Below are 19,709 nucleotides of genomic sequence, written 5' to 3'. Positions count from 1 at the left end.
TATGTGTTTTAACGGTTAGAGGTCTATCATATGTTCGTATTTCTTCATTCGCAAATACAAAGAATAACTTTCTTTCGATAATTTTATTTTTGAGGAAAAAAGACTCTTTTTGCGAGAGGCGTAGAGTTTTCGATGGAGAGCAGAGTCGATGATCCATTCAATTTCTGCTTGTTCTTCCTCTGATAAATCGGCATTTTTCTCATTGGATTGAATGAGAGAGTAAGTAAATTCTAAGCAGCTCATTTTATAAATAAAGGTGGAGAAATATAATTTGTCTATGTGCATTTAATCACCCTTTCTTATATCCGGTTCAATCATATAGAATAATATTTTGACTAACAATTCTGTTTTTTCATGATGTCATGAAAATTTTGGGTAAATGTCGATTTTTTGGTAAAAGATAGCGAATATTTCGTAGCTTGATCTTCACGTAAGGGTTATAAAAAAACAAATATTATTTAAATGGATCAGCAACTATAATTAAGTAATCTGAAAGAAGTGAAGGGCATTTTTGGCCTAAAGAGTGTGTCGTCATTTTGGTTAAGACAAACCGTTGCAGGATGTTTTCTTGTTTTGTCAAAAGGAGCCAAAAAAATAAAATTCGCTTTTTCCTGTTGACAGATCAACAAAAGCCGCGTAATATAGCTACCAATAACTCATTAAGACTAAACAAAAGAGAAGTATGAGGACGTTCGTCTTGCAGAGAGCTGATGGTGGTGCAAATCAGCAGATTGACGCTTCAGAAATGGACTTTTGTGTCGAAAGGCTGAAATCAGTAGGCTTTTTCCGGGAACTCCCGTTACAGAGAACGATCGTTGATAGACGATCTAGAGAACCAATTGAGGTGGCACCGTGAGTAATCGCCCTCAGGCAGACAAGTTTGTTTGCCTGAGGGCTTTTTTGTTTTTCTTGCCCTTCAAACAATAAAAAAATAAACGTAAAATCAAACTAAGAGAAGTACTTGAGTCTTTTTTGGTTACAGAAAGTCGGCGGTGATGAGAGTCCGGCACCAAGAAATCAAGGAAATGGCCTTAGCCGATCATTTTTTGAACCCTTTTTTGGCAGTAGGAAAATGCGGGAACTCCCGTTATAGAGGAAGACCGTTGTTAGACGGTTGATAGAGAAGAAGTTGTTTATTTGGGCAACTTCAATTGAGGTGGTACCGCGATCATTCGCCCTCAAGCAGACGTTTTTATGGCGTTTGCTTGAGGGCTTTTTGTTTACAAAGAAAGGAGCAGCTTATGTATCGAATGGAACGAATCAACAGCGATTGTTTGACACCTGTCTCAGTTTTTTTACGGATTCAAGGGGCGCATAAATGTTTATTGGAAAGTATTCCCAGAGAAGAAGATACCGGACGCTATTCGATCCTTACCTTTGATCCCGTTCAGAAAATGACCTTTAAGGATGGTGTTTTTCAAGTGGAGGATCTTTTGAAAAAAACGGTCAACAAGTACCCGTGTCAGGACCCTTTAAAAGAAATGGAAGGGTATGTAGTCAAAAAGGAAATTAGCGCTTTACCGAATCTACCGCTGCAAAGTGGGGCTATCGGGTATGCGGGCTATGATATCGCCGCTTGCTATGAAGACATCGGACAACTGCCCGCAGATGAATTGCAAGTGCCTGATATGGCCTTTTGGCTTTTCGAAACTTTTCTCGTTTTGGACCATCAGACGGAAACTTTAACGATCATTCTTGAAAATTGCTATAGCCAAAGAGGAACCGTCGAGATGGAGCAGGTAATGCAAGCAGTGAAGCAGCAGTTAAGGACACCAGTCGCCGCTGAGACCCGTGTATTGTCAAATGAAAAACTGCATTTTACCAGCAATGTTACTCAACATGCCTATGAAGCGATCGTTCAAGAGGCGAAAGCCCGAATTACGGCGGGAGACATGTTCCAAGTCGTTCCTTCGCAACGTCTGAAAGCGTCATTTAAACAAGAGCCCTTTGACTATTACCGCAAACTACGAGTGACAAATCCTTCCGCGTATCTCTATTATCTTGATTTCGATCACGGATTTAAAGTGATTGGTAGCTCACCTGAAAGCCTGATTCGCGTTCAAGGCGACGAAATCACCACGAATCCGATCGCTGGTACCCGCAAACGAGGTGCAACCAAAGCAGAAGACGAAGCTTTGGCAAATGAACTATTGGCAGATGAAAAAGAACGTGCAGAGCATCAGATGCTGATCGATCTTGGGCGCAATGATTTAGGGCGGATCGCTGAACATGGGACGGTTCATGTTCCTTTATACATGGTGATCGAGAAATACCGCTATGTCATGCACATCGTTTCGGTAGTGGCTGCCAAGCGCAGAGCAGGTGTGACGGCAATGGATGCCTTGAAAGCAACCCTGCCAGCAGGCACGGTCAGCGGGGCACCAAAGATTCGTGCCATGACTCGCATCTATCAGTGGGAAGCTGTTCGAAGAGGGGTCTATGCTGGTGCAGTTGGTTATTTTTCACGAAATGATCAAGCGGATTTTGCCATCGGGATTCGGACATTGGTATTGAAAGACGAGATCGCATATGTCCAAGCAGGGGCGGGGATCGTTTATGATTCTGATCCTTCATCTGAATACCAAGAAACATTACACAAAGCCAAAGCACTATTGGAGGTGTCAGCCAATGATTTTACTAGTCGATAATTATGATTCCTTTACGTATAACTTAGTCCAGCAATGTCCAGCGGATACGATCGTCTTGCGAAATGACGATCCAGAGCTTTTTATTGTTGCTAAAGAAGCAGATGCCATCATTTTTTCCCCGGGACCAGGCCGTCCCGAAGAGGCAGGATTCATGATTTCTTTGATCAAAACATACCATGATAGCAAGCCGCTTTTAGGCATCTGCTTAGGTCATCAAGCCATTGGTGAAGCGTTTGGTGCCAAAGTGGTCCAAGCACCAGCTATTATGCACGGCAAGCAATCGACCCTTACGTATCAGAAAAAAGGCGTATTCGAAACCTACCTAGGAGACATGACTGTAATGCGCTATCACTCGCTTGTCATTGAGCCAGCGACACTTTCAGCGGAATTTGAGGTGTTGGCTGAAACAGAAGGGATCATCATGGCGATTCAGCATCGCGAAAAACCAATCGTAGGACTCCAATTCCATCCAGAATCAATGGGAACAAACGAGGGGGCATTTTTCATAGAACAGTTTCTTAAACTCGTCTCGGATAATACAGAAAAAACACAAGATGAAAAAAGGAGGAATCTTTAATGCAAGCACTAAAAAAGCAGCCGCCGCAACAAATCACTCAGCAATTATTTAATGGCCGTCATTTAAGTTATCAGGAGATGCGTCACTTTGCTCAAGGAATTTTAAGCGGGGTGTTTTCAGAAAGTCAATTGGGCGCAGCATTAGTTGCGATGAAGATCAACGGCATCACAGCTGCCGAATTGACTGCTTTAGCAGAAATTATGTTAGAGCATGCCGTGACCATTCCTTATGAAGGAGGAGACACCATGGACAATTGCGGCACTGGTGGCGACCACGCCAATAGTTTTAATGTCTCCACTACGGCTGCCTTCGTTTTAGCAGCTGGGGGAATCACGATGGCAAAACACGGCAATCGCAGTATCTCTAGTCGTTCAGGCAGTGCTGATGTCTTAGCATGCTTGGGGGTGGCAATTCAAGCATCACCAGAAAAAATCGCCGATCTATTAGCGACAGTCGGCATCGCTTTTCTCTTCGCCCCGTCGTTGCATCCGGGCATGAAAGCAGTGATGAAAATACGGCAAGAATTAGCGACACCAACGATTTTTAATCTATTAGGCCCTTTGATCAATCCTGTGCCATTGACTACGCAACTGATCGGTACTTACGCTGGCGAGAGCTTGGTAGACACCGCTCAGGCGTTAGGCAGTCTTGGTCGGCAACGAGCAATGGTGATCCATGGATGTAATGGGATGGATGAAGCCAATTTGGCTGGTGAAACGGCGATCAGTTTTTATCACGAAGGAAAGGTGACGAATTTTTCTTTGGATCCGCAAGCGTATGGCTTTACGCCAGCACCGATCGAGGCGATCGTCGGCGGAGATGCGGCTCAAAACGCCGCGATCTTAACAGCAGTTTTGAAAAATCACCCTTCCGTTTATCTAGAGACAGTGGTCTTAAATGCAGGGTTAGGCTTTTATACCAACGGCAAAGCCGCCACCCTAGCGGAAGGCTTTGAGATGGCACGAGCGTGTATCGCTTCGGGCGCGGCCTACGACAAACTGCAGATGCTGATTCGTCAGTCAAATAGCCATTAACTACGAGAGCTGTAAGGAGGAGAATCATGGATTTTTTAGAAACGATCATCCAGAAAAAAGTTGAAGAAGTTGCCGCGATGCCACAAGAAATCGAAAAGGTCGTAGCGAAACGTCCATCATTTTATCAGCAAGTCAAGGACCAACCACAAAAGATGCACCTCATTGCTGAAATCAAGCGTGCTTCACCCTCAAAAGGAGATATCAACCAAGGGATTGACCCAGTCACACAAGCGCAAGCTTATGAAGCCGCGGGTGTCAGCGGGATTTCCGTTTTGACCGACCAGCAGTTTTTTAAAGGCTCGCTGGCAGATCTTGAAGCAGTCAGTAATGCCGTTTCGGTGCCTATACTATGCAAAGACTTTATTATCGACAGAAAACAATTGATTCGCGCCAAGAATGCGGGTGCCAGTATTGTTTTATTGATCGTGGCCGCTTTAAAACCAGAACGCTTAGCCATACTTCATCAAGAGGCAATAGCACTAGGGTTGGAAGTACTCGTTGAGACTCATAATGCGGCTGAATTTCAACAAGCCCAAGCCTTAGGGGCCAAAATCATCGGCGTCAACAATCGTGACCTAAAAACCTTTGACGTTTCCTTGGATGTCAGTGTTGCTTTAGCACCTCAGCCGTCAGAGGCGGTTTACATCAGTGAATCTGGTATTCGAACTTCCTCCGATGTGCTGCAGCTTGCACCGTTTTATCATGGAGTCCTCGTTGGAGAAACGTTGATGAGAAGCAATCGAATTGCTGAAACAGCTGCAGATTTGCAGGTGAGCCGCCGATGACCAAAGTGAAAATTTGTGGACTCACCGAACGGCTGCATGTCGAAACTGCCATCAGTGCAGGAGCAGATTACCTTGGCTTTGTTTTTGCCGAAAGCCGTCGGAGAATCGATCCGACACAAGTCCGCAAGATAACGGAGCAAGTACCCCAAAATGTAGGGAAAGTCGGGGTTTTCGTTTCTCCAAGTTTTGAAGAAGTGCAAGCGGCAATTCAAGCCGCCCAGCTGACAGCGATTCAGCTCCATGGAAAGGTTCTGCCATCTTTGCAAACAGCCATCCAGACAGGCATTTTTGCGCATCAAAAGATCGCAGTGATCCAAGCCTTTGATGGAGAAGCAGAGACTTTAGAACAAGATTTCCTAAGCTGCGATGCAGATTTTGGGTTATTGGACGCTCCAGTAAGAGATCACCCTTATGCTGGCGGCAACGGCCAATCCTTTGATTGGCAAAAAGCGGCGAGAAAACCGTTACCGTTGTCTGAGCGATTTTTTATTGCTGGCGGTTTGCACGCGGAAAATGTAGAAGAGGCGATCCAACTTTTTAGGCCTTATGCTGTCGATGTTTCTTCAGGCGTTGAAACCCAGGGAAAGAAAGACAGTCGGAAAATCGAACAATTTATTTACTTAGTAAAGGAGAAGATAAAATGACCCAATACCCCACAGAAGCAGGTTTTTATGGTTCTTTTGGCGGGCAGTTTGTGCCAGAGACATTGATGTATGCAGTCAAGCAATTGGAAACTGTCTATCGTGAAGCACAAGCGGACGCAATTTTTCAAGCAGAATTACAGGAATATTTGCAAGAGTATGTAGGAAGAGAGACCCCCCTTTATCATGCACAGCGCTTGTCACAACACTTAGGCGGTGCCAAAATTTATCTGAAGCGAGAAGATTTGAATCATACGGGCGCCCATAAAATCAATAATGCGCTAGGGCAAGTGTTATTAGCAAAGCGGATGGGGAAAAAGAAAGTGGTAGCGGAGACCGGTGCTGGACAGCATGGCGTCGCCACAGCGACTGCGGCCGCGTTGTTCGGTATGGAATGCACGATTTTTATGGGTGCGGTAGATGTTCAGCGGCAAGCACTAAACGTCTTTCGAATGGAATTGTTGGGAGCAAAAGTGGTTTCAGTCACTTCAGGCAATCAGACATTGAAAGATGCTGTCAATGAAGCGCTGCGTTACTGGGTCGCAACCGTCGAGGACACCCATTACGTGATGGGTTCCGTACTCGGTCCGCATCCTTTTCCAGAGATCGTTCGAGATTTTCAAAGTGTGATTGGCAGTGAGACACGACGGCAACTATTAGAAAAAGAAGGACGACTACCGACGACAGTCGTTGCTTGTGTTGGCGGCGGCAGCAATGCGATGGGAATGTTTTACCCTTTTATCGATGATCAGACCGTTCGTTTGATTGGCGTTGAAGCAGCTGGGAAAGGTGTGGATACTACTGAGCATGCGGCGACCTTGACGAAAGGCAGTATCGGTATTTTACATGGTACCAAAATGCATCTGCTGCAAGACGATGATGGGCAAGTGATCGAACCTTATTCGATTTCAGCTGGTTTGGATTATCCAGGGGTCGGTCCCGAGCATTCTTACTTGAAGGAGATTGAGCGAGCGGAGTATTTCGCTGTCACTGATGAAGAAGCCGTTGACGCCTTTTATCTCTTGTCTCAAATCGAAGGCATTATTCCTGCTTTGGAAAGTGCTCATGCCGTTGCCTATGCCCTAAAGCTAGCCCCAATCATGACACCCGAAGAACGCTTAGTGATCTGCTTGTCTGGGCGAGGGGACAAAGATGTTCAACAAATCAAAGACCGGAAAGGAGCAGCGAAATGACCAGCAAAACATTGACGATGAAACTAAAGGAGCGCCAAAAACAAGGCAAGCCACTATTTGTTCCTTATATTATGGCGGGTGCCAACGGACTGGAACGCCTGCCAGCAGAAATCGAACTGTTGACGACACATGGCGCAGCCGCCATTGAAATCGGCGTGCCCTTTTCAGACCCAGTCGCAGATGGAGCGGTCATCCAAGCAGCTGGAATGCAGGCATTAGCCAATGGGACCACTTTAAAAAAGATCATTGCTTTGCTGCAAACCATCCATTCCGAGGTTCCACTGGTATTGATGGGGTATGCCAATTCATTCTTTCATTATGGGATTGAACAGTTAGCAAATGAGTTAAAAGCGACAAATGTGAAAGGGTTGATTATTCCAGATTTACCTTTTGAACATCGATCACTAGTAACCCCTACTTTTGATGCGGCGGATCTCGCGCTGATCACACTGGTCTCTTTGACCAGTCCTCCAGACAGAATTCAGACGCTGATCGAAGACGCGGAAGGATTCGTTTATGCTGTGACAGTGAACGGTGTCACTGGAGAAGATCGCCAATACAACGAACAGCTGGATCAGCATTTGCAAGCCATTTCGGAAAAAAGTCCGATTCCAGTATTAGCTGGTTTCGGGGTCTCGACCCACGCAGATGTGCAGCGCTTTGCCAGTGTGTGTGAGGGGGTAGTGATCGGTTCAAAAATCGTAGCAGCGCTACAAAACGAGCCACTGCCTAAAGTCAGTGAGCTGTTAGCAAAACTTGTTGGTAAGCCATAGAAAACAATGTGAAGGAAAGAACCCGAATTGGGTTCTTTTTTTATGAGAAAACTAGTATTCGAGGTACTGATGGGCTGCTATGGAAAAAAGAACGTGATGTGTGAAGAGGAAAAGAAAAAAGGCTGATTGAAGATCAGCCCCAAATTGTCGTGATTATGCCAGTGTATCCGTGTCGATGGTTACTGTCTCGCAAAAATGCCCTCTGCCCCCAACGTAAACATGTTGGATTACCTTTCGCGAAGTCGTAGCTAGTTTGACAAAGATTTCAGAAGGTTCACCTAAATTGCTGCCTTGTTCAAAGCGATACACTTCTTTTTCGAGGGCACACTTTTGATACAAGAAGCAAGCCAAAGCGGCATTGGAAGTGCCTGTGGCAGATTCTTCATTGATGTCAAACAATGGGGCAAAGTTACGGCAAACGATTCGTTCTTTTTCCATTGCATATAAGTGCATGCCAACTACTTGTTGAAGCGCACTTACTTTTTTTATTTCCTCAAAATCAGGTGCAACTTGCTGCAACTGGGCCGTTGTTTTGATTGGGATAAGGATATCCTTTAATCCAGTAGAAACGATTTGAATAGGAATTTGATCATTGATAGCATTGGTATCAAAACAGTCAGTTAATTGTTCTAGTGAAAGCACATCTGAAAACAGTGGTTTGTTCTGTTCCATGAAAATGACACCGTCTTTGATGGTGATCGACAAACGTCCGGCGTTGGTGTCGATGCGATACTGTTGCTTGGAAAGTTTGTTTAGATACGATAATAGTGCAAAGGAGGCAATTGTTGCATGTCCGCATAAGTCAACTTCTTCTTTTGGCGTAAAATAGTCAAATCGGAAATCGGCCTGCGGGCATTTCGATAAAAAAGCTGTTTCTGAAAAGCCTAACTCTTTTGCGACGGCTAACTTTTGTTGTGGCGTAAGAGGCTGTTCCAACAAGACGACTCCAGCCTTGTTGCCACCCGTTTGATTTTTACTAAACCCACTTGCGATATGTACCGTTATCTCCATAGGACACCTGCTTTCTTTGTTCTTGTTAAGCATAGCATAATTTTTGCAGGAGGAGGATATGAAAACGGATTGGGTAAGCGTGTTATACTGAAGGTACGATAAAATGAAAAAAATGAGTGATCGAAGAGTGCGGTATGTAAGCATACTATAGCAAAAACGTTCCTTTGAGCATGCCAACCTTTCTCGTCAACTATTATCTTATAGGTACCAGTAAATATTTTAGCTATCAAAAAAGCAAATGAGAACGCAGCATCCCTGTTGCTTTCTCATTTACTTAAATCGTTTGGTAAAAAGCGTTGAGGTTATGCTAAAATCATTGCTGCATAAAAAAATGATAACCTTACTGCGAGGCTGAAATAGTTTAACTTTGATTGTAAACTTTCAATGCTTGTTTGAGACCAGCGTAAAAAAATCCGACTGTAACTATCAACATAGGGGTCACAGAAAACAGTTGACGATAATAACGATTTTTATCTAAGTAGCTTCCATCAATGGGAAAAATCAAGGAAGAGAGGTATTGCCAGAAGGAATTGAAGTTGAACAGAAAGACAATGAAAGAAATAAGTGTAAGAATCAGCCAAAAAACAACAACGAAATTCGTTTTTTTCATAGTTCGTCTCCTTTAATAAATTAGATTATTAGCTAATAAGTATAGCATGACGGCATCGAGTTAAGTAAATCAGATATTTCTTGGAATTGTGAAATTGAAGAAACTAAGCTGTTTAAATGGAACGATTTATAGATCTCATCGATCATACAGGCAAAGCCAAGTCTTCGTTTGTTAGAACAGTGTCTACTAAATAAAACGGCGAGGTATCATTTAACTAGAGAATGAGTATTTTACGGAGAGAAATTGCTGACAATTAGAATAAATACGGAAACGATGATGCCAATGAAAGAAATTTGCTGAAGATTGAAGCGGATGGGAAGCGATCGTTTAATTGCTTTGTGATGAGGAAGGGAACAGGCTGTTGATTAGTCACCAAATTGCTATGGCAAAAAAATTAGATCAATTTGGCACACATTTGGCACAAGAACAAACAAAAACCGCCAAGAACAAGGGTTCTCGACGGTTAAATAACGTTCCAGGAGGGATTCGAACCCCCGACCGTTCGCTTAGAAGGCGAATGCTCTATCCGGCTGAGCTACTGGAACAAATAATTTTCAGCGAATGCTCACTTCGCCTAAGCTGTTGAAATCAATCAGCAACAAATAACATTATAGAAAAAGGGCGCAGCAATGTCAATCGCTTTTCGCCCTTTTCTTATTTTTTCTTTGAAAAAAGGAAGCGCAGCTGCCCTCAACCTTTCTCAGGTTCCTCAAGAATTACGCTATCTGCTTCTTTCGTAATGAGAATCACGCCATCTCCCAAAGGGACAAGCGTGGAGGTCAGCTGAGGATGGTTCATCACAGTATCCAAGAAAAGATTCAATTTGCGATGGATTGCTCGCTGGTTGCGAGGAATTTCTTCGATGGGTTGTAGAATCGTTCCAGCTTGAAATACGTCATCCACCATCAGCACACCGCCTTTGCGTAATAGACGCAGACATTCTGGTAAAAATTCAATGTATTTTGATTTGGCGCTGTCCATGAAGATAAAATCATAGGGGCCACTCAATGTAGGTAGAACGTCTGCCGCTTGTCCTTCTAATAGCGTGATTTTTTCTTCATTTCCTAAGCGAGCGTAAGTTTCTTTGGCTTTGCGGATCATGACGTCAAAGCGATCGATCGTTGTGACATGACCATCTTTCACACATTGCGCCATCAAGCTTGAAGAAAAACCGATCGCTGTGCCGATCTCAAGGATTTCTTTTGGCTGGAGTTGTCCTAATAAAAACTGCAAAAAGACCACTGTTTCATGTGGGATGATTGGCACTTCTTTTTTATGAGCGGCTTGCTCGATTTCACCAAGTTCGCCGGGTAATTGTTTTTGTTTTTCACGCATAAACGCCACTAGTTCTGGTTTGACTACTGGACGATGCATCATTTCGTTGCGCATCTTCATCCTCCTAATTTATCGCTGTCCCCTATTATACGAATAACTCACCTTAAGTTCAATCTTTTCGAGTCTTTGGAACAACAAAAAAACCAGTCATAAGACTGGCAGGATAAAGGGGTGAAAAATATTTTTGGGATATTTCTATCATAACGGTGTTATGTGGAGGTTTGGTTAAAATCCTGTGAAGATCTCGTCAGGTTCTGCTTAAATTTTCATCAAGGAAGAAAAGCAACCCATCAACAGGGTAAAAACGAACTTTTTATCGAAATATTCAGAAAATTCAGGGAAAAGTGTTGACAGAGGAACCTGCTGTTTGGTATCTTCATAACAAGATAAAAAAAGTGATAGGTGACGACGATGGATAAACGATTGAAACAAACAGCTGCATTTTTATTATTATTATCGTAAGGACTCTTTTTCTATGACCCGCCTTTTTTAAGGCATCATTTGAAGAGTCCTATTCGCATTGCATGAAGGAAACCCTTTATGGAGTGCTTTTTTTATACCATTTTTTCAATTGTGTTTGAATGAGGTCGCGCCAAGCGTGCTCCTACCACTGCTAAGGAGGAAATAGTGATGAGAAAAATCCAGTTTTTTGATACGACATTGCGAGACGGTGAACAGACCCCGGGAGTCAACTTTAATACGAAAGAGAAGGTTCAACTGGCGCTGCAATTAGAAAAATGGGGCATCGATACGATCGAAGCAGGTTTTCCGATTGCATCAGAAGGAGATTTTCAAGCAGTCAAAGCGATTGCTGGGGCGGTGACGAAAATGACCGTTGCAGGACTTGCCCGTTGTCAGAAAAAAGACATTGATCGTGCCTATGAAGCTCTTTATCAAGCCGTCGATCCACAGATCCATGTCTTTCTAGCAACGAGTAAGGTGCATCGCCAGTACAAGCTGAATATGACGAAAGCAGAAGTACTCGCTTCCATCAAAGAACATGTGGCTTATGCGCGTGAACGCTTTGAAAAAGTTCAATTCTCGCCAGAAGATGCCACCCGCACCGATAAAGCCTTCTTGCTTGAGGCGGTTCAAACAGCGATTGATGCCGGCGCGACGATCATCAATGTGCCCGATACAGTAGGGTTTACCAATCCTACGGAATATGGAGCGCTTTTTGCCTATTTGATCGCCAATATCAAAAGCGAGCAGCAGATCACTTTTTCTTCCCATTGTCATGATGACTTGGGAATGGCGACAGCCAATGCGCTGGCGGCTATTGAAAATGGTGCTGATCGGGTGGAAGGAACTATCAACGGGATCGGCGAACGAGCTGGCAATACTGCATTAGAAGAAGTGGCCTTGGCGTTGCATATTCGCAATGATTTCTATCAGGCTACCTCCAACATCAAATTAAACGAAACAAAACGAACCAGCGATCTGGTGGCACGTTTGTCAGGAATCACGGTACCGAAAAACAAAGCGATCGTCGGAGGCAATGCTTATGCCCATGAATCAGGGATTCATCAAGATGGCGTCTTGAAAAATCCTGAGACCTACGAAATTATTACCCCACAGTTGGTGGGGGTAGAAACCAACTCGTTGCCTTTAGGCAAACTTTCTGGCCGCCATGCGTTTGTCGATAAAATGCAGCAACTGGGCTACCAGTTTGACCAAGAAGAAACCAACGAATTGTTTAAACGCTTCAAAGAATTGGCAGATAAAAAGAAGCAAGTGACCGAACAAGATTTGCTGGCTTTGGTGGCCGATCAAGGCCGCAGCCAAGAAGGCGGCTGCGAGTTGGACGCCGTTCAGCTACAATACGTGTCCAATGGCCATCAAGGAGCAGTGGTTTCTATCATCAAAGACGAGGAAAAACAAGTGGCATCAGCCATCGGTGCCGGCAGTATCCAAGCTATCTACAACTCGATCGATCAGATTTTCCAGCAGCAGCCGAAGTTGTTGAATTATGAGATCACTGCCTTGACCAGTGGGGAAGATGCGCAAGCGGAAGTGCACGTGGTCATTGAATGCCAGGAAACCAATGAAAAAATCAGCGGGATCGGCTTAGACTTTGATGTCTTGCAGGCGTCAGCCAAAGCATATGTACAGGCTAGCGCAGCTCTAAAGAATCGAGGTGTCCTTGTTTGAAAAAGATCGTGGTTTTAGCAGGAGATGGCATCGGACCAGAAATTATGGACAGTGCCCTTGCGGTATTGAAAGCGGCTTGTCCTGACCATCTCCAGCACTTTCATTTTGACCAGCGGCCATTTGGTGGAGCGGCGCTGGCACTTACTGGAGAGCCATTGCCGCAAGAAACACTACAAGCTTGCCAGCAGGCGGATGCGGTCCTTTTAGGAGCCATTGGTGATCCAGCTTGGGAAAACGCACCGACAACACCCGAGAAAGGACTTTTGAATCTGCGTCAAGCGTTAGGTCTATACGCCAATATTCGACCCATCAAAGTAGTTGATGCGGTGATTGCTTTGTCTCCCATCAAAGAAACGATCCTTCGAGGGACAGATTTTGTCATCGTTCGTGAGTTGACTGGCGGTATCTATTTTGGCGAAAAAGCAGAAAAACCTGAAGAAGCCTACGACATCAATCATTATCACCAAGCAGAGATTCGACGGATTTTGCGTAAAGCCTTTGAGATCGCCCGTACGCGGAAGAAGCGGGTTCTCTCTGTCGATAAAGCAAATGTGTTGGCGACTAGCCGGCTTTGGCGCCGATTAGCGGAAGAAACGGCACAGGAATTCCCGGATTGTCAGTTGACTCATCAATATGTTGATTCCGCCGCTATGAAAATCATCCAAAATCCCAAAGACTTTGATGTAATCGTGACCGAAAATCTCTTTGGCGACATTTTAAGTGATGAAGCCTCGGTTTTGCCGGGGTCATTAGGGGTGCTACCAAGCGCAAGCCATGGCGCAGAAGGGGTTTCTTTATATGAACCGATCCATGGCTCGGCACCGGATATTGCTAGGCAAAATTGTGCCAATCCGGTTTCCATGATTTTGTCTGTCGTGATGATGCTAAGAGAGTCCTTTCAAGAGGAACAGCTGGCAGATACCATCGAAAGTGCGTGTTATGAGGTAATGAATGCGGGGATCTTGACGCGTGATTTAGGTGGGACGGCAACGACAACTGCCTTTACAGAAGCGGTTATTGCACAGTTAGGAGTGAGCAATTATGGGGAAAACGCTGTTTGATAAACTATGGGATCGGCATGTGATCACAGGAGAAGAAGGGCAGGCGCAGCTGCTTTATGTCGATCTGCATATGATCCATGAAGTGACGACGCCGCAAGCCTTCGAAGGCTTGCGGCAAGCGGGACGGACAGTTCGCTGTCCCGAAAAAACCTTCGCAACAATGGATCATAATGTGCCTACCAAAGATATTTTTACCATCACCGATCTGGTTGCAAAAAAGCAAATGGATACGTTACGTAAAAACTGTCATGATTTTGGGATCGAATTGTGTGACAATGGCTCTGCCAACCAAGGAATTGTCCATATGGTTGGCCCAGAAGTAGGCTTGACCCAACCAGGAAAAACGATCGTTTGCGGTGATTCCCATACTGCCACCCATGGTGCTTTCGGCGCGATCGCATTTGGGATCGGTACGAGTGAAGTGGAGCATGTCTTTGCGACACAGACGATTTGGCAGACAAAACCGAAACGCATGGGAGTTGAGATCACCGGTCATCTGCAGCCGGGGGTGTACGCCAAAGATATTATTTTGGCATTGATCGCGACGCATGGCACAGATTTTGGTGGTGGCTATGCCGTAGAATTCTTTGGCGAAACGATCCGCAACCTGACGATGGAAGAGCGCATGACCATTTGCAATATGTCGATCGAAGGTGGGGCGAAAATGGGCTTGATCGCACCTGATGAAACGACCTTTGCTTATGTCAAGGATCGACGCTTTGCGCCACAAGCGTTTGCCAGTGCGGTGACGGATTGGGAAACCCTGTATACCGATGAAGGTGCCAACTATGATGCCCTGATCACCTTAGACGCAGCAACCTTAGAACCTTACATCACTTGGGGCACCAATCCAGAAATGGGAGTACCGGTCAGCGAAACGTTTCCTGAAGTGCGAGATCACAATGATCAGCAAGCCTATGAATATATGGCACTGCACCCCGGACAGACGGCTGCCGATATCCCCATCGAATACATCTTTATCGGATCGTGTACCAATGGTCGTTTGTCTGATCTGCAAGAAGCAGCGGCGATTTTGAAAGGTCAGACCATCAAAGAAGGGGTCACTGGCATTATCGTTCCTGGTTCACGCCCTGTTCGTAAAGCAGCGGAAGCTATCGGTTTAGACAAAGTCTTTATTGAGGCTGGTTTTGAATGGCGGGAGCCTGGCTGTTCCATGTGCCTAGGAATGAATCCTGATAAAGTACCAGAAGGCGTCCACTGTGCCTCCACGTCAAACCGCAATTTTGTTGGACGGCAAGGGAAAAACGCTCGGACGCACCTTTGTAGTCCAGCAATGGCGGCAGCAGCTGCGATCCATGGGCGTTTTGTCGATGTACGAGAAGTGGTTGGAGGTGTTGGTTAATGGAAGCTTTTACGCAATTTGAAGGTACGACGCTGCCTTTGATGAATGACAATATCGATACCGATCAAATCCTACCGAAAAATTATTTGAAGCGCGTTGAAAAAACGGGGTTTGGCGAATTTTTATTTGACGATTGGCGCTATTTGCCGCAACGCAAGCCTAATCCAGCATTTATCTTGAATGATCCAGCATATCAGACCGCTCAAGTCCTCGTCACTGGTGATAATTTTGGTTCTGGCTCTTCTCGAGAGCATGCGGCATGGGCGCTGTTGGATTACGGCTTTAAAGCCGTGATTGCTGGCAGCTTCGGTGATATTTTCTATATGAATGCCACCAAAAACGGGCTGCTACCCATCGAGCTGCCTTTGACTGTTCGCCAAAGGATCGCCTCGCTGCCTGCTTCTGAAAAAATCAGCATCGACTTGCCGAGGCAATGTGTGATCGTTGCCGGGGAGGAGCATTTCTTTGCAATCGATGCTACCTGGAAACACAAATTGATCCACGGTCTCGATGAGATCAGTATCACCTTGCAGGAAGAGGCGAAAATCACCGCCTATGAGCAGACGATTCCAGCGTATTGGCAGTAGGGCTAGGGGACTGGTCGTTATTCGTCGGCTGGTATTTGTGAAAGAATGTTTCTTAACCCTCGCCAATCAGCTTCGATTTGCGGAGTCAACGTCCGATTATAAAAGATCGCAGCGGGATGATACATCGGCACGATCAGATATTCTTTTTCCGACCATTGATAGCCATCCTTTGTCGGATTGCTTTCTTGAATTTTGGAACGGATCACTTCGCCATGGTGGTCTTTGATATAATAGGCGTTGCCTAATAATCGCTGTAGTCCGATATTGCCAACAGTTGCAATGACGGGCGGATCCACGATGGACAACTCGTAGTCAAGCAGTGGTGCGTGTAGCAAGACTTCCTTTTTGGTAGGTGTCCGATTGGGATGGACGATCTCATGGGCACCGCTGCGCTTGTTGATTCGCTCTTTGACGGAATATGGACGGCTGCGGACAGCGCTGGTGATGTAGACATCCTCACGGGTCAAACCGGCTAAAGCCAACGATTTCATCAATTCTTTTCCTGCTTGTCCGCTAAAAGGAATAAAATTCTCGATTTCGGTTCGACCAGGGGCTTCACCAACGATCATCAATTTGGGCTGCAGCGGTCCTTGACCTGGAACAAATCCTTCCAACGGATAACTGCGGGATGCCTGTTGAACGGCAGTGGCTAATTCTTTGGGGTATTGCATGAAAACTCCTCCCATTCTGTTTCGCTTGTGCTCTTTCTTCTATAGTAATAGAAAATAAAAAATGCACAAAAGGAAATGACTAGTAGCAAAAGAATTCTGTCTTTTCCTTAATTAGTGATTGACTTTAGGAAAACATTTTGATAAAGTTAATCTGTTGTAATTGTGGACTCCACAGCTACAACCGCACAGAACAAGTAGTAAGTACGAAAGTCACTTGGGATGGCGAGTCTAAGTATATTATAAGGAGGTGCTGTAGAGCATGTACGCAATTATCAAAACTGGTGGGAAACAAGTAAAAGTTGAAGTGGGTCAAGCAATCTACGTTGAAAAATTAGACGTTGAAGCTGGACAAAAGGTTACTTTTGATGAAGTTATCTTAGTAGGTGGCGAATCAACAAAAGTGGGTGCCCCAATCGTTGCAGGAGCAACTGTTGAAGGAACTGTTGAAAAACACGGCAAACAAAAGAAAGTCGTAACTTTCAAATACAAACCTAAAAAACATTCACACCGTAAACAAGGTCACCGTCAACCTTACACAAAAGTTGTTATTGACGCGATCAACGCTTAATTCTTACGAAAAGCAGGGTAACGAATATGATCAAAGGGACATTCAAACGAAATGACTCTGGTCGGATTGTTTCTTTTGAACTAGCTGGACACGCACAAGCAGGAGAATACGGCAAAGACATCGTCTGTGCTGCAGCATCCGCTTTAGCGATCAGTGCAGTCAATGGGATCGATGCTTTGGCTGGCGTTGCGCCAAAAGTTGAAGCAGATAACGAAAATGGTGGGTACTTATTAGTCACGCTGCCTTCTCGTTTGACCCAAGAGCAGTCGAATATCGCACAAATTCTTTTAGAAAATTTGTTGATCGGCTTGCAATCAGTTCAAGAAGAGTACAACGATTATATCCAAATCAAAACTACTAAAGAAAACTAGGAGGTGCATCTCATGTTGATGAAAATGAATTTGCAATTCTTCGCTCACAAAAAAGGTGGGGGTTCTACTTCTAACGGACGTGACTCTCAATCAAAACGTTTAGGTGCGAAACGTGCTGACGGTCAAACCGTTTCAGGCGGATCAATCCTTTATCGCCAACGCGGTACTAAAATTTACCCAGGGGTAAACGTAGGTATCGGTGGAGATGATACATTGTTTGCAAAAGTTGACGGCGTTGTTCGTTTCGAACGTAAAGGCCGCGACAAAAAACAAGTATCTGTTTATCCAGTAGCGCAAGAAGCATAAGAAAATGACATCCAGATTACGTAAAAGTAACCTGGGTGTTTTTTTATACACCAATGAAACCGTTTTAACGAAATAGTTATTTATAATGGCTTAGATAAGGAGTGAAGCAATGATTCAATTAAAAGAAATCACGAAGGGAAACTATCGTGCGTGCATGAATTTGAAGACAACGAAGGAGCAAGAAGATTTTGTTGCGCCCAATTGGTACTCAATGTTAGAGGCGATCTATGAGGAACCACGTCAGGCATTTGCCCTCTACAATGGTGAGGATATGGTCGGCTTTCTCTTATTTAGTTTTTACGAAGCGGATGAGGATTATCCAAAAGCTTCGTGGTGGATCGAGCGGTTTATGATCGCAGAAAAATTCCAAAATCAAGGGTTAGGCAGTCAGGCGTTTCTTGCTGGGTTAGATTGGTTCAAAACCCATATCCAAGCGCAAGAATTAAGGATCTCCGCTGTAGATGGCAACGAGATCGCAACAAAGCTTTACGAACGAAACGGCTTTGTCTTGACAGGTGAAATGATTGATAACGAGCATGTACTCTTGTTGCAGCTGCCAACGGATCAAGGGTAAATGACTCTTTCTACTGTAAAAAATGAGGTCAAAAGCAGAGGTTCTTAAGGGGATTCTCTGCTTTTTTTATTGGTGTTTTTCCGGTCAAAAAAGTGTGCCGTCATTTTCTGGCTAGATTTTTCAAGAAATTTTGTGCACTTAGGGTAAGAATTACGAGTATATCCATGCTTTGTTGTTCACAAAGTTCCTTTTGCTATTAACGGAATCTTTACACGTTGACAACACAAACCTTATATTCATTTGATACTCTGAGGAAGTAGAACAAATGGAAAGAAACTTTCGAAAAACGTTGATTATTGAGAATGTGCTCACGAATGATTTTGGTCGAAACACGAACATTATCAAAAAAGAAAACGTTCGTAATTCGAAAAAGATTGTTTTTGATTCGTTGGTTTTTTATAATCAAAAAGGAAAGTTCGGAATTCCGTGAGTTCGATTTTTTTAATGAAAAGGAGAAAAAGTGATGAAAGTTTGGAAGAAAACGGCAATGTTTGGTTTAGGTTTGGTGGCAGCAGTTACGCTGGCGGCATGTGGCTCAGGTGGAGCAAGTACTGACTCGGCGGCTGAAGAAGCAGGATATGTACCAGAAAAGTTGACCGTTCAATTTGTTCCATCACAAGCAGCAGAAACATTAGAAGCAAAAGCAAAACCACTTGAGCAATTATTAAGTGATGAATTGGGGATTCCAGTCACTGTGAGTGTTTCCACTGACTACAATACAATCGTCGAAGCAATGGCTTCGAAACAAGTAGATGTAGGCTTTTTACCGCCGAATGCCTATGTTTTAGCAAATGAACAAAGCAATGTTAAGGTGCTATTACAAGCACAGCGTTATGGCATCAAGCAGCCTGGTGGGGAATCAACGGATGAATTGGTTGATAGCTATCGCTCAATGATCGTCGTAAAAAGCGGCAGCGATATCAAAGAGTTGGAAGATTTAAAAGGCAAAACGATTGCCACGCAAGATGTTACTTCTTCTGCCGGTTATGTTTGGCCAGTAGCAGAAATGAAAAAAGCAGGCATCGATATCAATACGGATGTGACGACTGTTCAAGTCAAAGGCCATGACCAAGCGGTCTTATCTGTCTTGAATGGCGACGTTGACGCAGCGTTCGTTTTTGAAGATGCCCGCAACACGGTCAAAAATGATTACCCAGAAATCATGGATGAGGTAGAACCAATGTACTTTACCGAACCGATCCCGAACGATACGATCAGTGTCCGCAGCGACATGAGTGAAGAGTGGGACAAAAAAATCCAAGATGCCTTTATCGCGATCGGTAAAGATGAAGAAGGAAAACAAATCATCTCTGATATTTACTCTCATGAAGGATACGTTGTTTCACAAGACAGCAATTTCGACATCGTAAGAGAGTATGCGGAACAAGTCGGACAATAACTAATAGATGAATAGATCGGGAGGGTACCGGTAGTTGAGGTACCCTTTTCG

At 44.5% G+C, this 19,709-nt stretch carries 20 protein-coding genes, 1 tRNA gene and 3 other annotated features; of the genes, 16 read left to right on the top strand and 5 right to left on the bottom strand.

What is annotated here, in order from left to right:
- The first annotated feature begins 658 nt into the window (after positions 1-658).
- Positions 659-871 (top strand) — a binding site (T-box leader).
- 66 nt (positions 872-937) lie between these two features.
- Positions 938-1,183, top strand: a binding site (T-box leader).
- A gap of 58 nt (positions 1,184-1,241) precedes the next feature.
- From trpE to trpA, 7 genes are read left to right on the top strand one after another with little or no spacing between them, the layout of a single operon-like run.
- A complete protein-coding gene (gene trpE, locus IGJ12_RS10280) occupies positions 1,242-2,648 on the top strand; it encodes an anthranilate synthase component I (RefSeq protein ID WP_430618977.1) in 1,407 nt (468 codons plus the stop codon).
- Positions 2,629-3,225, top strand: a complete 597-nt coding sequence (locus tag IGJ12_RS10275) for an aminodeoxychorismate/anthranilate synthase component II (RefSeq protein ID WP_087663971.1) — start codon at positions 2,629-2,631, stop codon at positions 3,223-3,225. Before trpE ends, IGJ12_RS10275 begins: the two co-directional genes overlap by 20 nt.
- The gene (gene trpD / locus IGJ12_RS10270) at positions 3,225-4,259 is read left to right on the top strand and encodes an anthranilate phosphoribosyltransferase (RefSeq protein WP_430618976.1); all 1,035 of its coding nucleotides are present in this window, start codon (positions 3,225-3,227) and stop codon (positions 4,257-4,259) included. Before IGJ12_RS10275 ends, trpD begins: the two co-directional genes overlap by 1 nt.
- 26 nt (positions 4,260-4,285) lie before the next feature.
- Complete coding sequence (gene trpC / locus IGJ12_RS10265) at positions 4,286-5,044, top strand: indole-3-glycerol phosphate synthase TrpC (protein ID WP_086316286.1); 759 nt, start codon at positions 4,286-4,288, stop codon at positions 5,042-5,044.
- Entirely contained in the window at positions 5,041-5,688 is a 648-nt protein-coding gene (locus IGJ12_RS10260) for a phosphoribosylanthranilate isomerase (RefSeq protein ID WP_008378521.1), read from the top strand. The genes trpC and IGJ12_RS10260 overlap by 4 nt, the downstream gene beginning before the upstream one ends.
- Entirely contained in the window at positions 5,685-6,878 is a 1,194-nt protein-coding gene (gene trpB, locus IGJ12_RS10255) for a tryptophan synthase subunit beta (protein ID WP_086373060.1), read from the top strand. The genes IGJ12_RS10260 and trpB overlap by 4 nt, the downstream gene beginning before the upstream one ends.
- Entirely contained in the window at positions 6,875-7,651 is a 777-nt protein-coding gene (gene trpA, locus IGJ12_RS10250) for a tryptophan synthase subunit alpha (RefSeq protein WP_430618975.1), read from the top strand. The genes trpB and trpA overlap by 4 nt, the downstream gene beginning before the upstream one ends.
- Before the next feature lie 153 nt (positions 7,652-7,804).
- On the opposite strand, the gene IGJ12_RS10245 is transcribed toward trpA, so the two are convergent.
- From IGJ12_RS10245 to IGJ12_RS10230, 4 genes are all read right to left on the bottom strand, one after another.
- Entirely contained in the window at positions 7,805-8,662 is an 858-nt protein-coding gene (locus IGJ12_RS10245) for a PhzF family phenazine biosynthesis protein (protein ID WP_315040048.1), read from the bottom strand.
- Positions 8,663-9,023: 361 nt separating this feature from the next.
- Complete coding sequence (locus IGJ12_RS10240; RefSeq protein WP_010747977.1) at positions 9,024-9,272, bottom strand: hypothetical protein; 249 nt, start codon at positions 9,270-9,272, stop codon at positions 9,024-9,026.
- 471 nt (positions 9,273-9,743) lie between these two features.
- Positions 9,744-9,817: transfer RNA gene (locus IGJ12_RS10235), tRNA-Arg, on the bottom strand.
- Positions 9,818-9,962: 145 nt separating this feature from the next.
- Positions 9,963-10,661, bottom strand: coding sequence for an O-methyltransferase (locus IGJ12_RS10230; RefSeq protein WP_008378512.1), 699 nt, complete (start codon positions 10,659-10,661; stop codon positions 9,963-9,965).
- Positions 10,662-11,237: 576 nt separating this feature from the next.
- Here IGJ12_RS10230 and IGJ12_RS10225 point away from each other — a divergent pair.
- The 4 genes from IGJ12_RS10225 to leuD are packed head-to-tail and all read left to right on the top strand — an operon-like array spanning position 11,238 to position 15,769.
- Complete coding sequence (locus tag IGJ12_RS10225) at positions 11,238-12,758, top strand: 2-isopropylmalate synthase (protein WP_016612263.1); 1,521 nt, start codon at positions 11,238-11,240, stop codon at positions 12,756-12,758.
- Complete coding sequence (leuB, locus tag IGJ12_RS10220; protein WP_005235314.1) at positions 12,755-13,819, top strand: 3-isopropylmalate dehydrogenase; 1,065 nt, start codon at positions 12,755-12,757, stop codon at positions 13,817-13,819. The genes IGJ12_RS10225 and leuB overlap by 4 nt, the downstream gene beginning before the upstream one ends.
- Entirely contained in the window at positions 13,800-15,182 is a 1,383-nt protein-coding gene (gene leuC / locus IGJ12_RS10215; protein ID WP_086373056.1) for a 3-isopropylmalate dehydratase large subunit, read from the top strand. The genes leuB and leuC overlap by 20 nt, the downstream gene beginning before the upstream one ends.
- Positions 15,182-15,769 (top strand): 3-isopropylmalate dehydratase small subunit, encoded by a 588-nt coding sequence (gene leuD, locus IGJ12_RS10210; RefSeq protein ID WP_016612252.1) that lies wholly within the window; start codon positions 15,182-15,184, stop codon positions 15,767-15,769. Before leuC ends, leuD begins: the two co-directional genes overlap by 1 nt.
- Positions 15,770-15,786: 17 nt before the next feature.
- Here leuD and IGJ12_RS10205 read toward each other — a convergent pair whose 3' ends face one another.
- On the bottom strand, positions 15,787-16,440 hold the full coding sequence (locus tag IGJ12_RS10205; RefSeq protein WP_034872574.1) for a uracil-DNA glycosylase: 654 nt from the start codon (positions 16,438-16,440) through the stop codon (positions 15,787-15,789).
- Positions 16,441-16,609: 169 nt separating this feature from the next.
- Positions 16,610-16,680: a sequence feature (ribosomal protein L21 leader region), on the top strand.
- A 19-nt stretch (positions 16,681-16,699) separates the two neighbouring features.
- Between IGJ12_RS10205 and rplU the strand changes: the two genes are divergently transcribed.
- The 5 genes from rplU to phnD all read left to right on the top strand — a co-directional run bounded on the left by rplU (position 16,700) and on the right by phnD (position 19,658).
- The gene (rplU, locus tag IGJ12_RS10200) at positions 16,700-17,008 is read left to right on the top strand and encodes a 50S ribosomal protein L21 (RefSeq protein ID WP_005225751.1); all 309 of its coding nucleotides are present in this window, start codon (positions 16,700-16,702) and stop codon (positions 17,006-17,008) included.
- A gap of 26 nt (positions 17,009-17,034) precedes the next feature.
- Positions 17,035-17,379 carry a ribosomal-processing cysteine protease Prp gene (locus tag IGJ12_RS10195; RefSeq protein WP_005225752.1) on the top strand — a complete coding sequence of 115 codons (345 nt, stop codon included), beginning with the start codon at positions 17,035-17,037 and terminating at the stop codon, positions 17,377-17,379.
- A 12-nt stretch (positions 17,380-17,391) separates the two neighbouring features.
- Positions 17,392-17,685, top strand: coding sequence for a 50S ribosomal protein L27 (rpmA, locus tag IGJ12_RS10190; RefSeq protein ID WP_003126181.1), 294 nt, complete (start codon positions 17,392-17,394; stop codon positions 17,683-17,685).
- A 109-nt stretch (positions 17,686-17,794) separates the two neighbouring features.
- Entirely contained in the window at positions 17,795-18,259 is a 465-nt protein-coding gene (locus tag IGJ12_RS10185) for a GNAT family N-acetyltransferase (RefSeq protein ID WP_430618974.1), read from the top strand.
- 463 nt (positions 18,260-18,722) lie between these two features.
- Positions 18,723-19,658 carry a phosphate/phosphite/phosphonate ABC transporter substrate-binding protein gene (gene phnD, locus IGJ12_RS10180; RefSeq protein WP_005235326.1) on the top strand — a complete coding sequence of 312 codons (936 nt, stop codon included), beginning with the start codon at positions 18,723-18,725 and terminating at the stop codon, positions 19,656-19,658.
- Positions 19,659-19,709: the final 51 nt, after the last annotated feature.

Source organism: Enterococcus sp. DIV0802b, assembly GCF_050543535.1.
GTDB classification, from domain to species: domain Bacteria; phylum Bacillota; class Bacilli; order Lactobacillales; family Enterococcaceae; genus Enterococcus_D; species Enterococcus_D entomosocium.
Note: the sequence above shows the minus strand (reverse complement) of the source record. Positions and strands in the feature narration are given on the sequence as shown.

Bases quoted from the DNA above. Each gene is read 5' to 3' on its own strand.
- leuD (WP_016612252.1), top strand. From the start codon at position 15,182: ATGGAAGCTTTTACGCAATTTGAAGGTACGACGCTGCCTTTGATGAAT.
- trpD (WP_430618976.1), top strand. From the start codon at position 3,225: ATGCAAGCACTAAAAAAGCAGCCGCCGCAACAAATCACTCAGCAATTA.
- IGJ12_RS10240 (WP_010747977.1), bottom strand. From the start codon at position 9,272: ATGAAAAAAACGAATTTCGTTGTTGTTTTTTGGCTGATTCTTACACTT.
- trpC (WP_086316286.1), top strand. From the start codon at position 4,286: ATGGATTTTTTAGAAACGATCATCCAGAAAAAAGTTGAAGAAGTTGCC.
- IGJ12_RS10205 (WP_034872574.1), bottom strand. From the start codon at position 16,440: ATGCAATACCCCAAAGAATTAGCCACTGCCGTTCAACAGGCATCCCGC.
- IGJ12_RS10245 (WP_315040048.1), bottom strand. From the start codon at position 8,662: ATGGAGATAACGGTACATATCGCAAGTGGGTTTAGTAAAAATCAAACG.
- IGJ12_RS10230 (WP_008378512.1), bottom strand. From the start codon at position 10,661: ATGCGCAACGAAATGATGCATCGTCCAGTAGTCAAACCAGAACTAGTG.
- IGJ12_RS10225 (WP_016612263.1), top strand. From the start codon at position 11,238: ATGAGAAAAATCCAGTTTTTTGATACGACATTGCGAGACGGTGAACAG.
- IGJ12_RS10195 (WP_005225752.1), top strand. From the start codon at position 17,035: ATGATCAAAGGGACATTCAAACGAAATGACTCTGGTCGGATTGTTTCT.
- IGJ12_RS10275 (WP_087663971.1), top strand. From the start codon at position 2,629: ATGATTTTACTAGTCGATAATTATGATTCCTTTACGTATAACTTAGTC.
- leuC (WP_086373056.1), top strand. From the start codon at position 13,800: ATGGGGAAAACGCTGTTTGATAAACTATGGGATCGGCATGTGATCACA.
- phnD (WP_005235326.1), top strand. From the start codon at position 18,723: ATGAAAGTTTGGAAGAAAACGGCAATGTTTGGTTTAGGTTTGGTGGCA.
- rplU (WP_005225751.1), top strand. From the start codon at position 16,700: ATGTACGCAATTATCAAAACTGGTGGGAAACAAGTAAAAGTTGAAGTG.
- IGJ12_RS10260 (WP_008378521.1), top strand. From the start codon at position 5,041: ATGACCAAAGTGAAAATTTGTGGACTCACCGAACGGCTGCATGTCGAA.
- trpE (WP_430618977.1), top strand. From the start codon at position 1,242: ATGTATCGAATGGAACGAATCAACAGCGATTGTTTGACACCTGTCTCA.
- IGJ12_RS10185 (WP_430618974.1), top strand. From the start codon at position 17,795: ATGATTCAATTAAAAGAAATCACGAAGGGAAACTATCGTGCGTGCATG.
- trpB (WP_086373060.1), top strand. From the start codon at position 5,685: ATGACCCAATACCCCACAGAAGCAGGTTTTTATGGTTCTTTTGGCGGG.
- rpmA (WP_003126181.1), top strand. From the start codon at position 17,392: ATGTTGATGAAAATGAATTTGCAATTCTTCGCTCACAAAAAAGGTGGG.
- trpA (WP_430618975.1), top strand. From the start codon at position 6,875: ATGACCAGCAAAACATTGACGATGAAACTAAAGGAGCGCCAAAAACAA.